This window comes from Natronosalvus caseinilyticus, from assembly GCF_017357105.1.
GTDB classification, from domain to species: domain Archaea; phylum Halobacteriota; class Halobacteria; order Halobacteriales; family Natrialbaceae; genus Natronosalvus; species Natronosalvus caseinilyticus.
The window spans coordinates 3877591-3891128 of record NZ_CP071596.1; the positions used below are offsets into that span (position 1 = coordinate 3877591).

Sequence of the window (13538 nt, forward strand, 5' to 3'; positions counted from 1 at the left end):
CCTCGGGGTCAAGCCTCGAAGCTTCTTCCCGTAGACCGAGCCGCGCGCCTCGAGCGACGGGAGCCGCGAGCTACGAGAAGTACGGCCAGGACGATCCCCACAGTTATTGCACCCCGGCACCTAGGCCCGGGCAGATGAAATTCGTCGAAGAGATCGTCGTCGAGGAGTTCCTGCCGACGATCCGCTCACAGCTCGCGGGGGAACTCCGCGAGCGGGGATTGACCCAGAGCGAGGTCGCCGAGGTCCTCGGCATCAGCCAGAGCGCCGTCTCGAAGTACGCCCACGGCGACGTCGCCACGAACGACCGCATCGCCGAGGACGACCGCGTCCAGGAACTCGTGACGCGCCTCGGCGAGGGGCTCTCGAGCGGCGATATGTCGCCGGTCCAGGCGCTCGTCGAGATCGAAGTCCTCGTTCGAGACCTCGAGAGCCCCGGCGACCTGCTGGCGACGCTCCACGAGGCGTCCGTCCCGCAACTGGCCGAACACGACGCGAGCTTTCGCGTTCACGACCCCGAGAGCGCCGTCCGCTCGAGCGAGCGGGTTCGGTCCTCGCTCCGGCGCGGGCTCCGCATCCTCGAGAACGCGAGCGGGTTCGCCGGCCTGATCCCGGCGGTGGGGTCGAACCTCGTCGCCTGCGTCCCCGACGCCGAAGACGTCGACGACGTGGCGGGCGTCCCCGGGCGAATCTTCGACGTCAAGGGGCGAGCGACGGTCCCCGGAGAGCCCGAGTTCGGCGTCTCCGAGCACGTGGCCACGGTACTCCTCGCCGCGCGACGCCACGGCAGCGACGCGGCGGCCGCCGTGAACGTCCGGTACGATCCCGCGCTATTGGACACACTGGCCGAACGCGGCCACGACCTCGCGGAGTTCGACGAATCGGGCGACGTCGCCTCGAGCGTCGGGGCGGCCATCGAGGAGACGCCGGAGGCGACCGTCCTCTACCAGACCGGCGGCGAGGGCATCGAGCCCCTCACGTACGTACTGGGTCCGGACGCGGAGGCGGTCGCGAGGACGATTCGCGAGCTGGTATGACCGAAGACGCACAGGCGTTCTACGGCCGCTGGGCCCGTCTGTACGACCTGCTGGCCACGCGAACGCCCGGTATCGTCACCCTCAGGCGCCAGGCCGCACTCGCCTGCCGACTCGAGTCGGGCGACACCGTGGTCGAGATGGGCTGTGGAACGGGTGCCAACCTGCCGTACCTGCGCGAGCAGGTCGGCCCCGAGGGCACCGTCGTCGGGCTCGACTTCACCCGGGGCGTGCTCGAGCGAGCGCGTGCGGCGACGGCCACGTACGACAACGTCCACGTCGTCCGGGCGGACGCGACCCAGCCGCCGATTCCCGACGAGGACGGGGTCGACGCGATCCTCGCCACCTTCGTCGTCGGCATGCTCGACGAGCCGGCTCGAGCGGTCGACCAGTGGTGTGACACGCTCGCGCTCGGGGGCCACCTCGTCCTCGTCAACGCCGGTCGGAGCGAGCGCTGGTACGCCCCGCCCGTCAACGCACTCTTCGGGGTCGTCGTCACCCTGTCGACGCCGCCGACGACGCGGCTTCGCTACGACCGCGACCTCTCGGGACAGCTCGATCGAAAGGTGCGAGACGCCCACGATCGGCTCCGAGCGCGGGCGAGCGCGGTCGCCCACGAGACCCACGCTGGTGGCGTGGTTCGGCTGACTGGCGGGCGAATCGACTGATCTGACTCTGGTCGGGTATCGTCGAGTCGGGCGTCCCTCGAGCGACCCGTCAACCCTCGAGCCCCTCGTACTCGACGATCCGCTGGCGCATCGAGTCCGGCATCGGCGCCGACGATCGGGTTTCGGGGTCAACGCACACGAGCGTCGTCTCTCCGGTCGCCGCACGAGTTTCGTCGGCGTAGATCTCGTAGCTCATCGTCCAGCTCGAGGTGCCCAGCTTCGTCGTCCCCGTCGCGACGACGACGTCCTGGCCCATCGTGATCGATCGCTCGTAGTCGATCTCGAGGTTCGCGACGACGAACCCGTAGTCCTCGATGGATAGGTCGGTTACCGCCTCGAGATACGCGGTTCGGGCCGACTCGAGGTAGGTGACGTAGACGGCGTTGTTGACGTGGCTGAAGGTGTCGAGGTCGCGATAGCGGATCGGGACGTCGACGGTGAACGGGAGGTCGGTCGCGAGATCGGTCATTGGCGGTGACTGGTGCGCCGGCGATTTGTGCGCGTCGATTGGCGCTCGAGCCCCCACACGCTCGATCCCCCACGAACTTCCGTTAGAGTCAAACCGACTGGCGGAAAAGGAACGGGCATGAGCGAACAGGAAACGCGATCGATCCGGTGTCTCGTGGCGAAGGTCGGCCTCGACGGCCACGACCGCGGGGCCCACGTCATCGCTCGAGCGTTCCGCGACGCCGGCTTCGAGGTCATCTACTCCGGACTGCACAAGGCGCCCGCCGAAATCGTCCAGGCGGCCGTCCAGGAGGACGTCGACGTCCTCGGCATCTCGATCCTCTCGGGAGCCCACAAGACGCTGGTCCCGAAGATTATGGACGGCCTCGAGGAGTACGACGCCGCCGAGGACACCCTCGTGCTGGTCGGGGGCGTGATCCCCGAGGAGGACAAGGCAGCCCTGCGAGACGAGGGCGTCGCCGCCGTCTTCGGACCCGGCACGTCGATCGAGGAGACCGTCGAGTTCGTCCGCGAGAACGCCCCCGAGCGATGAGCGGCGACGACGACCTGCTCGAGGACCTCCTCGATGGAAAACACCGGGCACTCGCACGCGTCATCTCGAAGATCGAAAACCGGGCGCCGGGCTACCGCGAACTGGTCTCCGACCTGTACGCCCACACCGGCAACGCCGAAATCGTCGGCATCACGGGGAGTCCGGGCGCAGGCAAGTCCACACTGGTCGACAAACTGGCCGAGACCTACCGCGAGCGAGGCGAGACCGTCGGCGTGATCGCCATCGACCCCTCCTCGCCCTTCACCGGCGGGGCCGTGCTGGGCGATCGCATCCGCATGGCCTCGACCGTCGGGGACATGGACGTCTTCGTGCGCTCGATGAGCGCCCGAGGAACCCTCGGCGGGCTCTCGACGGCGACCGCCGACGCCGTCAAGGCGATGGACGCCTTCGGCAAGGATCGGATCATCATCGAGACCGTTGGCGCCGGGCAAAACGAGATCGACATCGTTCGAACCGCGGACACGGTCGCCGTGCTCGTTCCGCCCGGTTCCGGTGACTCCATCCAGACGCTCAAGGCCGGCATCCTCGAGATCGCCGACGTCTTCGTCGTGAACAAGGCCGATCGGCCCGGCGCCGACCGGACGGTCCAGGAACTCCTCGAGATGATCGAACTGGGCGACGGCGGCGGCTTCTCGAGTTCGGGAGGCGGCCACCACGGCGCGGACGCGATGGGGGAGGGTGGCTCGAGTCCACACTCGAGCGAGGACAGTGGTGAGGGGGAACCAGATGAATCACACGAAGCAGCCCAACCAGACGAACCCGACACGTGGGTCCCACCCGTCGTCGAAACCGTCGCCACCGACGGAACCGGCGTCGACGACCTGATCGAGGACCTGGCACACCACCGCCGCTACCTCGAGCGCTCCGGAACCCTCGCCGAGCGCACCCGACGACGGTACGGCGAGGAGATCCGAACCCTGCTCCGGGAGGACGTCCACGACCTGCTCCAGGGCGAACTCGAGCGCGCCGGCGGCGTCGACGCGCTCGCGGAGGCGGTCCGGACGGGCGAGACCGACCCGTACACGATCGCCGACGAGGCGCTCGCCCCACTCGAGCGGTGCCTCGAGGAACTGGAGGGCGAACGTCTCGAGTCGGTTTCGCGGTAGGTCGTCTGCTCCCCTCCGATTTTTGAACGCGCGTGGAAGGGTTCTAGTAGGTGGCTCTCCGAGCGAAGCGTATGACCGCGGACGACGGTGACGCCAACGGTGAACTGTCGACTGACCCCGAGCAAGCCACCGACGCCGAACACATGGACAGCCTCGAGGTGACGGCCTGCACCCGCTGTCCCGAATTGGTCGACTCGCGCTCCCAGATCGTCAACGGAACCGGCCCCGAGGACGCCGACCTCCTGTTCGTCGGGGAGGGGCCCGGCGCGACCGAAGACCGCGAAGGCGAGCCTTTCGTCGGCAGGAGTGGGTCGGTTCTCGACGACCACCTCCGGGACGTGGGCCTCCTCCGGGAAGACGTCCGCATCACGAACTGCGTGCGCTGTCGGCCACCGGAGAACCGGGACCCGACGAAGGTGGAACTCGAGCACTGTCGAGGCTACCTCGAGACCGAAATCGCCCGACTCGATCCGGAGGTGATCGTCACGCTCGGCAAGGTGCCGAGCGAACACCTGCTCGAGCGGTCGGTCGCGGTGACCGAGGAGGCTGGAACTGTCGAGGACGCCCGCATCGGCGGCACCGCGAGACGCGTCCTGATCTGTCTCCACCCGGCCGCGACGCTGTACGACCGGAGCCAGACCGATACGTTCGCAGAGACGCTCGAGACGGCGGCCGAGTTGGCGGGACTCGAGGGAAGCGAGGGGAGCGGGCAGGCGCGACTCGACGGGTTCGACTAGCCGTATCGAACGGTGGACGCTGACGGTCACTCACTATCCTCTCACTCTCACTCGAGGTTCGATCGGTAAGTTACGAATACGTGAAAATGTCGTATCTCGTGCGGACGAACAATACAGAAAACCGAAAGATTTTTCGATAATCGTTTGTTTAATAATATCTCTATTGGAGGGAAATAGTGGATAAACCCGCCGGGTTTGTGTACAAAACGCGTCCCAATCGGGATACCGATGGATGGGTATGTAGATGACATAGAAACGCCTAAATGGTGGCGTTCATAGTGTCATCCATGTCCGATAAGACACGGTGGACAAACAAGCGGCGAACGTTCCTCAAAGGTGCAGGTGTGACGGCGACGGCGGGGCTGGCGGGTTGTCTGGGAGACTTGACTGGTGGTGGGAGTGACGACGACGAGAACACCGTCCGGTTCGTGCTCAACCCGGCCGAGGCTGACGTCTCTATCGAAGATCAGTACCAGCCGATGTTCGATTACCTCGAGTCGGAGACGGACGCGACCATCGAACCCGTCACGACCCAGTCGTACTCGGAGACGCTGACGGCGATTCGCGACGATCAGGCCGACGTCGCCGACACGTCGCCCTCCGCAGCCGTCGCCGGAAAAGACGTGGCCGACGTCATCGGAATCCGCGTCGCCTACGGCGCGGCCCAGTATTTCTCGACGATCACGACGACGCCTGACAGCGGCATCGAAGAACTGGCGGACCTCGAGGGAGAGGTCGTCAACGCGGCCTCCCCCCTCTCCGTGAGCGGGACTCTTGTTCCTCTCACGATGGTCAAGGAAGCGGGTCTCGACACCGGAACTGCGCCCGACGGCGACCCTGTCGACTTCGAAATCGGGTACGACGACCACGCGACGGCCCGCAACCAGCTGATCAACCGGGACGAGGTCAAGGCCGCCTTCAGCGGAGCATTCGTGTCCGCACCGCTGGTCCCCCAGGAGCAGTTCGACGAGTACCCCGAATTCGCCGAAATTTCCGCCGAGTACGACGGGGCTGGCGAAGACATCGGCAACGAGGATGCCGACCCCAACGCCGAACTCAAGCTGCTGGCGGTCTCCGATCCCCTCCCGCGTGCGCCCCTGATGGTTCGCTCCGAGTGGAAATCCGACGTCCGCTCCGACGTCGAGGAGGCCATCCTCAACGTTACCGAGGAGGACCTCCAGCACGACGAGGATTACGACGGCGAGCCACTCTGGTTCACCGGCGTCCAGGAGGGGTCGATCGACGACTACGAACCGATCCAGACCGTCCTCGACGAACTCGGCCTCGAGTTCGAAGACCTTGAATAGTCCCGTTTGAAACACTCTTTAGAATCGTGCATGAGTGAGATAACAGTCGACGGGCTGACCAAAGTGTTCGGCGAGACGGTCGCATTAGACGACGTCTCGTTCGAAATCGCCGACGGTGAGTTCGTCATCGTACTCGGCGTCTCCGGCTCGGGTAAATCGACGCTTCTACGCTGTATGAACGGACTGACGACGCCGACCGAAGGGTCCGTCTCCATCGACGGGGAAGAGGTGACCGAACCGCGGCAGGACGTGGCCATGATCTTTCAGCAACACAATATCATCGGCCAGATGACCGCGTACTCGAACGCCCTCACCGGGGCGCTGAACCGGTCGAACTACCTCGAGAGCCTGTTGCAGCTTCACGACAGGGAGGAAAAGATCCAAACGCTCGAAGCGCTCGACACAGTCGGCCTGCTGGACCACTCCCAGAAACGAGCCCGCCAGATGAGCGGCGGACAGCAACAGCGCGTCGGCATCGCTCGTGCGCTCGTGCAGAATCCGAAGACGATGCTCGCCGACGAACCCGTCGCAAGTCTCGACCCTGGGAGTTCACAACAGGTCATGGGGTACCTTCGCCGGGCCGCCAAAGAGCGCGGACTGACGGCGCTGATTAGTCTTCACCAGGTCAACCTCGCCCGGAAGTTCGGTGAGCGCTTCATTGGCCTGCGAAGCGGCCAGCTGGTCTTCGACGGTTACCGCGAGGACTTCACGATGGACGTCATCGACGAAATCTACGGCGGCATCGACACCGAAGGGATGTTCGAGGCCTCCGAGTCGGCGAGCGCTCGGGGCGACGACCAGAGCGGCGAGACCGATGGGGCGACGTCGCCGACCTCGGGTGAGTACGTATGAGTACAGATACCGGTACGGGAACGAAGAAGGGGACGGAAACGGGAACGGATTCCCGCGTCGTCGAACGCTTCGAGGCCATCAAGCGACGGCGCCGCGTCCGGTGGATCGGCTACGGGATCCTCGTCGGCGTCCTCGGATACCTGTTCCTGAGTGCACTCACCTCGGTCGAGTGGTTCACCACTAACAAGCAGTACGGCACCTTCGCCCGTCGGGCGACGGACTTCTTCCCGTTCTTGCTGACCGAACCGCCGTTTTTCGACCCGAGCGGGTTCCTCGAGTACACGTCCTACATCCACGAGCGGAACCTCCTGTACGACAAGGAGTTACTGGGCCAGTACCCGAGCCCGCTCGGTGACCCGCTCGGCTTCCTGCTCTCGATCCCGAGCCTCCTGCTCGCGATTTTCGTCTCCGAGGGCGGTCCGCTTCCCTTCTTCGGAGAAGCCGGCACGACGCTTTCGATGGCCGTCGCCGGGACCGTCATGGGATTCCCCTTCGCTCTGCTGTTCGGCATTCTCGGGAGCGAACGCGTCACGCCGTTCCCGTTCAACTTCATCTTCCGCGGGACGATGAGCACTATCCGGGCGATTCCCGCGCTCGTCTGGATCCTGATCTTCATCCCACTGGCTGGGATCGGTCCGGTCACCGCGACCATCGCTATCGCCGTCGACACTATCGGTAATCTCGGACGACTGTTCGTCGACGAACTCGAGGAAATCGAGGACGGACCCATCGAGGCGATGAAGACGACCGGCGCGAGCCGGCGACAGACGATCACCTTCGGGATGCTGAGTCAGGTCCACACGCCGTTCATCGCGTGGACGCTCTATATCTTCGAGATCAACGTCCGCATCGCCGTCTCGCTCGGCATCGTCGGCGGTGGAGGACTTGGCCAGGTTCTCGAGGTCCAAATGGGGCTGTTCGCCTACACGAACGCGATGGCGACCATCCTCGTCATCCTCGTGATGATCATCTCCGTCGAGATGTTCAGTCAGCGGATTCGCGCCCGTCTCCGCGCCGACGACACCGAGCCGATGGGGTTGTGGGAACTGCTGAAGGGCTTCCCGAAGCGGATGGCCCGGTCGCTCGCGAAGTAAGTCGACTCAGGAGGGGAATTCTTTCTCGAAGGGCAACGCACTTGCTCGCTCGTCGCCGACCCGTACGTATGACCAAGAGCACGCTATCGTCCCCGACCGAGAGCGAGGAGACCCTCGCCGACGTCGCCATCGTCGACTACGGCCTGGGCAACCTCCGGAGCGTCACGCGCGGCCTCGAGCGGGCGGGCGCCGCCGTCGAAATCACCGACGACCCGGCCGACTTCGAAGACGCCGACGGGGTCGTCCTCCCGGGCGTCGGCGCGTTCCGCGAGGGCGTCGAGAACGCCGACCCGCTCCGGGAGGACCTGCTGGCGGTGGCCGAGCGCGGACAGCCGCTCTTCGGGATCTGTCTCGGCATGCAGATGCTCCTGACCTCGAGCGAGGAGGGCGAAACCGACGGCGAGTCCGCCGTCAGTGGACTATACCTGATCCCGGGAACCAACGTCCGCTTCGCCGAAGGGCAAAAGATCCCCCACATGGGCTGGAACGAACTCGCCGTCGAACGAGAACACCCGCTCGTCGAGGGCGTCGACGGGCGATACGCCTACTTCGTTCACTCCTACTACGCCGTCCCCGACGACGAGTCGGCGGCGGTCGCGACCACCGACTACGAGCGACGGTTCCCCTCGATCGTCGCGAACGAGGCGGGCAACGTCTTCGGGACCCAGTTCCACCCGGAGAAGAGCGGCGAGACGGGGCTCCAGATCCTGCGGAACTTCGTCGGGATCTGTGCGGATCTCGAGTGAGAGCCTCTAGGACGAGGTCGGCGAAGTCGGGAGCGGCGACCGCGCCCCGGGTGCTACGTCTCGTCGTCCTGGGCCTGTGACTTCTGGTACTCGACGCAGGCCTCCCGGGCACGAGCGAGCCGCTCGCCGGCCTCGCCCGACGCCTCGGACTCGAGGCCGTCGAGTTTTTCGATGAGTTCGGCGATCCGGTCGGTCTTCGGTCCGGGTTCGTCCTGCGTGCGGTGGCCCTCGAGTTCCTCATCTAGCCCCTCCTGAATCGAATCGGCCTGCTCCTGGACGGTTCGGTCGGCGGCGTCGCTCGCGCGTCGAAGGTGCTCGCGAGCGCGCTCGAGGTGTGACGTTTCGGCGGTCACGTCTCCGGTATCGGGCGCCGTCCTCAACAATCGTCGGCCGGCGAGCGACGGCATCGAGCGTGGATTGGTATGCCGGGCTAAGATTCACTTGCATCGACGGTGTAGCTCCCGATCCAATGGTCGACACAGGAGACGGCGGAAATCAGACGGGCGATCTGACCGAACGAGCCCTCGAGTCGGACGCGCCGCTCGACGGCGGGTCGACGATCGATCGGGCGCTGTCACTGGCCAAACGGGGCGCGAGCGACGGGTCGCTCGCGATGGCAACCGGCGCCGTGGTCCTCTGGCGAGGCCTTCGATCGATTCGACGGGGTCGAGTGCGTGGTATCATCCCGGCCGCCATCGGCATGGCAGCCGTCGGTACCGGCGTCAAGAGACGTCGCGCGAGCACCGGGGAATCGGACAAGTCCACGTCGGACGAGGCTCACGCAGCAGCACAGCGGGAAGACCAGGGTCGCGAAACCGGGCTCGATGCCTCGAGCGAAGAGTTCGACTGGCAAGACGACGAGACGTCCTCGCTCGAGCCGGCCGTCGACGACGAATCGGCCGAAGAGGCGCCGTCAGAGGGCGATCCACGTCTTGACGATGACGACGCCGAGGAGGCGGACCTCTCGGATACCGAAATCGCGGACGAAGCGAGCGAAGCGACCGGCCCGTCGGCCGAACAGGCACAACCGACGATGTCGATCGATAGCGAGGTCGACCCCGAAACCGGTGGACCGAGACCCGGTGCCCTGGACGGCGACGACTCGAGCAGAGCCGACGCGGACGAAGACAGCGAGGACGAAGCCGACGCGGACGACGCGATGCGCCAGGACGAGACCGATCCGGACGCGCCGCAGGCAGGTGACGACGAGGACGATGTCGGTGGCGGCGATGCGAATGACAACGTCGAGCGAGAGGAGTGACGTCTCGACTCCTCTAGCTTCGGCTCTCGCGCACGGCGCACGTTCGACTCAGGCGACGGCGAGCGAACGGCGAATCGGTCCGCTCGAGACGTCGTGCCTGGGACTTCGCTGTCGAGATACCCTGGCGAGCCCTGCCGGAATCAGCACTCGTGATTACTCCCTCGAGCGGGGGTCGAGACGCTCGGGAAGCGGCCAGGCCGCGGCGAGGTCCCCGTCGCGAACGAGGACGACGAGTCGCTCGCGCTCCTCGACGTCCGGGAGTCGATCACGGGGAACGACGAGCTGATCGACGGTTCGCCCGCCCTCCTCGAGCAGGATGACGACGTGTTCGCCGTCGACGATTCGGTCGACGGTCCCGACGAACGTTTCGAACGGGAGTCCCGAGCCCGAGGCGGGAGCCGTAGACCGAGCGCGTGATTCTGAAGCCTCGGTGGTCCCGTCCCGAGACGGTGCGTCAGAGCCGCTTCCGCTAACGCTTACCGCAGTAGCGCCCGTGGCGAGGCCGACGGTCGTTCCGAGGACGGTACGGCGAGTTCGAGTGGGCTGTCGAGCCATGGACGGTCTGGCCGCCCGATCGTATATAAACTCGAGGCGCACGACGGAGGCGCGAAACCGACTCGAGGGACGGCCGACCACTTGCCGCTTCCCCGACACTCGAGTACTCGGCGCTCGTCCGGCCCCGTATGAGCGAGACACCCGTCCCACAACCTGGCTTCGGAACGTCGGGTCACGAGGGCGAGACCTGCACCGAAAACGTCGTGCGAGCGCTCGAGGCCGGCTACCGCCACGTCGACACCGCCCAGATGTACGACAACGAGGCCGCAGTCGGGGCCGCGCTCGAGCGAAGCGACGTCGACCGCGAGGACGTATTTCTGGCGACGAAGGTCCATCCATCGAACCTCGCACACGACGACATCCTCGAGACGACCGAGGAGAGCCTCGAGCGACTCGGCGTCGATACGGTCGACCTGCTGTACGTCCACTGGCCGACCGACGCCTACGACCCCGAGGAGACGCTGCCCGCGATGGACGAGGTTCGCGAGCGCGGGCTGACGCACAACGTCGGCGTAAGCAACTTCACGGTCGAGTTGCTCGAGGAGGCCCGCGAGATTCTCGAGTCGCCAATCCTGGCCAACCAGGTCGAACTGCACCCGTTCCTCCAGCAGGACGACCTGGTCGAGTACGGACGCGAACACGACGTGACGACCGTGGCCTACTGCCCAATCGCGAAGGGCGACGTCGCCGGGAACGACACGCTCGAGGCGATCGCCGACGCCCACGACGCCACGCCCGTCCAGGTGACGCTCGCCTGGCACTACGCTCGCGAGGGCGTGGTCCCTATCCCGAAGGCGACCGGCGACCACGTCGAGGAGAACTACGCGGCGCTCGACCTCGAGTTGAGCGACGACGAACTGGATCGCATCGCCGAGTTCGACCGTGGCGACCGACTGGTCGATCCGGATGCGGCGGCGTGGAATCGCTGATCGAGGACTGTTCGAGGAATCGACGTCGGTAATCGCTCGAGCGATTCGGTGTCGACGACTGCTCGAGCGTCAGTGAATTCGACTCGAGACGTCGCTATTTCTCCCCGTCGTGGAACCGGCGGTATCCGGCAAGCGCGAGAAGCACGACGAGCAGGGAGACGGCCGTGAACCCGGGAACCGAATCGGCGTCGTCCGCATCGCGTGGCTCGTCGCTATCCGATTCGTCCACCGATCCCGAGGCATCCTCATCCGGCTCGTCGCTGGAGTCGTCCCCGTCGCTCGAGTCCGGATCGTCTCCAGCACCGGCGGTGTCGTTTTCTCCGGTCGAATCGTCCGCCATCGCCTCGAGCGCATCGCGGTCCTGCGGATCGGGGTGGTCGAACGGCTCGTGCGGTTCCTCGCCGTCATCGATCGAGATCGTCACCTCCCGGTCGTGAACCGCGAGCGGGAACTCGCGCTCGAGGTAGACTTCGGAGTTGCCAAAGGAGAGCGTCGTCTGTGCCGCCGGTGCGTCTTCCGAGACCTCGAGAGTGATCGTGGCGACGCGAGCCTGCCCCGTCGCCCCGCCGGCCGCCGGATCGCGCCGCTGTTCGAGGATCGCCGTTCCGACCTCGTTGGCGATCACCCGTTCCTCGCGGATCTCGGTTTCCTCGCCCTGTTCGAGCCAGTCGCCGGCCTCGACGTCCGTGACCTCGAGGTAGTCAGGGTGGTACTGGGCGATCAACTCGTAGGAGGCGACGCCCTCGCCGTGGGCGCCCTGGCTGCGCATGACGACGTCGATCTCGATCTCCTCGCCGGGCTGGGCCTCGACCTCGTAGGGCGTCGGCGAGATGGTGGCGACGGCGTCGCCGGCGCCGACGGTTCCGACCCCGAAACCGGCTATGACGACGCCGGACGTCACCAGTGCCAGCGCGAGCACCGTGACGAGGAGCCGTCGCCCGGTCATAGCGATATCACCGTCGACACAGATGGCATCTCGAGGAAGGCCGTCTCGTAGCCCCGGTGTCTCGAGACCTGTGGTGGCGTTCGTACGTCGAGTTCGAGGGTGGCCTCGTTCGAATCGGTCGCCAGCGCCGTCCCGTAGTGGAGGCCGAGTTCGTGGTCGAGGGTTTCGGTCAGTCGCCTGGAGTCGCCGTCGACGGTCACCTCGAGGCCCATCAGCGGGAGGACGCAGTGATTGTATGGCGTCCGTGGGGAGACGGCGAGATACCGATCGTCGGCGCCCGCCTCGGGATCGGCGTCGACGAACCTGGAACCCGGTTTGAGGATCGTGATCTCGAAGACGGCGTCACCGCTCTCGAGCGAGTCCTGAAGGGTTCCGGGAAGGTCCGTCGCTGGCGGTGCACTCGAGTACGGGATGACGTGGCCGTCGTGAGCGGATCCGTGGTCGTCGTGGTCGCTGTCGCCGTCTTCACCTTCGTGATCGGCATCGTCGCCACCGTCGCTTCCGCCGTCTCCGTGGCCCATCGGCTCGAGCGCCCCACGCTCGCCCCACTCGTCCTCGGGGAAGTACTCGACCTCGGTCGCGAGTCGGCGAAGGTCGTCGTCGAAGTCGAACGCGAACTCGAACGAGACCGCTTCCTCGAGTCGATCCGCGAACGCGCCAGTTTTGCGGATCGAGACCGGGCTCAATCGGCCCTCGACGCGATAGGTACCGTCGCCTTCGAGGGAGAGGTTGTCCCCGAAGTGAAAGCCCATCTGCTGGGAGAGCATGAGCCACGGGCGAACCTCGCGGACGAACTCGCCGTTCCGGGAGAGCTCGAGGACGGGGCTCGAGTCGACGGGAACCACCTGACCGGTCTCCCGATCCCAGGCGGTGACCATCAGGTGGACGTCGTCGCGGTCGGGTTCGACTTGCTCGACGTCGCTCCCGTCGACGAGCCAGAACGGGTGTGGATAGGTGACCATTCCGGCGACGCGGTAGTCGCCGGCGTCGACGGGCTCGAGCATCCGCATGCGCTCGCGGTGAGTCGGGCGGTACACCGCGTCCGGTGGGTTCTCGATTTCGGGGAACGCGAGCAGGTCGTCGGAGTCGTCGGAGTCGTTCGACTGGTTCGGCTCGTCGTCTCCGTTCGATTCCGGGGTGTCGTCCGCACCGCGCTCGAGACAGCCGGCGACCGCGAGTGTACCGGCTCCGACGGTCGCTCGCTGGAGGAGGCGGCGTCGCGAAAGCGGGGACGTTCCGCGCATCTGTAATGGAGTTAGGCGGAGAGCAATTTACGGTTTGTCCT

16 protein-coding genes are annotated in these 13538 nt (G+C 66.0%); 11 read left to right on the forward strand and 5 right to left on the reverse strand.

Annotation, left to right across the window (positions count from 1 at the left end; translation table 11 throughout):
• Positions 1–134 precede the first annotated feature (134 nt).
• Positions 135–1034, forward strand: a complete 900-nt coding sequence (locus J1N60_RS18850) for a thiamine-phosphate synthase family protein (protein WP_312909486.1) — start codon at positions 135–137, stop codon at positions 1032–1034.
• On the forward strand, positions 1031–1699 hold the full coding sequence (locus tag J1N60_RS18855; RefSeq protein WP_312909487.1) for a class I SAM-dependent methyltransferase: 669 nt from the start codon (positions 1031–1033) through the stop codon (positions 1697–1699). The genes J1N60_RS18850 and J1N60_RS18855 overlap by 4 nt, the downstream gene beginning before the upstream one ends.
• A gap of 49 nt (positions 1700–1748) precedes the next feature.
• Here the strand turns inward: J1N60_RS18855 and J1N60_RS18860 are convergent, their stop codons facing one another.
• Complete coding sequence (locus tag J1N60_RS18860) at positions 1749–2168, reverse strand: acyl-CoA thioesterase (RefSeq protein WP_312909488.1); 420 nt, start codon at positions 2166–2168, stop codon at positions 1749–1751.
• A 117-nt stretch (positions 2169–2285) separates the two neighbouring features.
• Here J1N60_RS18860 and J1N60_RS18865 point away from each other — a divergent pair, with 117 nt between their 5' ends.
• From J1N60_RS18865 to hisH, 7 genes are all read left to right on the forward strand, one after another.
• On the forward strand, positions 2286–2699 hold the full coding sequence (locus J1N60_RS18865) for a cobalamin B12-binding domain-containing protein (protein WP_312909489.1): 414 nt from the start codon (positions 2286–2288) through the stop codon (positions 2697–2699).
• Positions 2696–3826 (forward strand): methylmalonyl Co-A mutase-associated GTPase MeaB, encoded by a 1131-nt coding sequence (gene meaB / locus J1N60_RS18870; protein WP_312909490.1) that lies wholly within the window; start codon positions 2696–2698, stop codon positions 3824–3826. Before J1N60_RS18865 ends, meaB begins: the two co-directional genes overlap by 4 nt.
• A gap of 143 nt (positions 3827–3969) precedes the next feature.
• Positions 3970–4563 (forward strand): uracil-DNA glycosylase, encoded by a 594-nt coding sequence (locus J1N60_RS18875; protein WP_312912621.1) that lies wholly within the window; start codon positions 3970–3972, stop codon positions 4561–4563.
• Positions 4564–4850: 287 nt separating this feature from the next.
• Positions 4851–5870, forward strand: a complete 1020-nt coding sequence (locus J1N60_RS18880; RefSeq protein WP_312909491.1) for a substrate-binding domain-containing protein — start codon at positions 4851–4853, stop codon at positions 5868–5870.
• 30 nt (positions 5871–5900) lie between these two features.
• Positions 5901–6722 (forward strand): phosphonate ABC transporter ATP-binding protein, encoded by an 822-nt coding sequence (gene phnC, locus J1N60_RS18885; protein WP_312909492.1) that lies wholly within the window; start codon positions 5901–5903, stop codon positions 6720–6722.
• Complete coding sequence (gene phnE, locus J1N60_RS18890; protein WP_312909494.1) at positions 6719–7816, forward strand: phosphonate ABC transporter, permease protein PhnE; 1098 nt, start codon at positions 6719–6721, stop codon at positions 7814–7816. The genes phnC and phnE overlap by 4 nt, the downstream gene beginning before the upstream one ends.
• A 68-nt stretch (positions 7817–7884) precedes the next feature.
• Positions 7885–8562 (forward strand): imidazole glycerol phosphate synthase subunit HisH, encoded by a 678-nt coding sequence (hisH, locus tag J1N60_RS18895; RefSeq protein WP_312909496.1) that lies wholly within the window; start codon positions 7885–7887, stop codon positions 8560–8562.
• Between the two features lie 53 nt (positions 8563–8615).
• On the opposite strand, the gene J1N60_RS18900 is transcribed toward hisH, so the two are convergent.
• Positions 8616–8915, reverse strand: coding sequence for a DUF7553 family protein (locus tag J1N60_RS18900; protein ID WP_312909498.1), 300 nt, complete (start codon positions 8913–8915; stop codon positions 8616–8618).
• A gap of 116 nt (positions 8916–9031) precedes the next feature.
• Between J1N60_RS18900 and J1N60_RS18905 the strand changes: the two genes are divergently transcribed.
• A complete protein-coding gene (locus tag J1N60_RS18905) occupies positions 9032–9823 on the forward strand; it encodes a hypothetical protein (RefSeq protein ID WP_312909499.1) in 792 nt (263 codons plus the stop codon).
• Between the two features lie 153 nt (positions 9824–9976).
• Here J1N60_RS18905 and J1N60_RS18910 read toward each other — a convergent pair whose 3' ends face one another.
• Entirely contained in the window at positions 9977–10378 is a 402-nt protein-coding gene (locus J1N60_RS18910) for a DUF3006 domain-containing protein (protein WP_312909501.1), read from the reverse strand.
• Between the two features lie 128 nt (positions 10379–10506).
• Here J1N60_RS18910 and J1N60_RS18915 point away from each other — a divergent pair, with 128 nt between their 5' ends.
• Positions 10507–11307 carry an aldo/keto reductase gene (locus J1N60_RS18915; protein WP_312909502.1) on the forward strand — a complete coding sequence of 267 codons (801 nt, stop codon included), beginning with the start codon at positions 10507–10509 and terminating at the stop codon, positions 11305–11307.
• A gap of 94 nt (positions 11308–11401) precedes the next feature.
• Here J1N60_RS18915 and J1N60_RS18920 read toward each other — a convergent pair whose 3' ends face one another.
• Both J1N60_RS18920 and J1N60_RS18925 read right to left on the reverse strand, forming a co-directional pair.
• A complete protein-coding gene (locus J1N60_RS18920; RefSeq protein WP_312909503.1) occupies positions 11402–12253 on the reverse strand; it encodes a cohesin domain-containing protein in 852 nt (283 codons plus the stop codon).
• Complete coding sequence (locus J1N60_RS18925) at positions 12250–13497, reverse strand: DUF7350 domain-containing protein (RefSeq protein WP_312909505.1); 1248 nt, start codon at positions 13495–13497, stop codon at positions 12250–12252. The genes J1N60_RS18920 and J1N60_RS18925 overlap by 4 nt, the downstream gene beginning before the upstream one ends.
• Between the last annotated feature and the right edge of the window lie 41 nt (positions 13498–13538).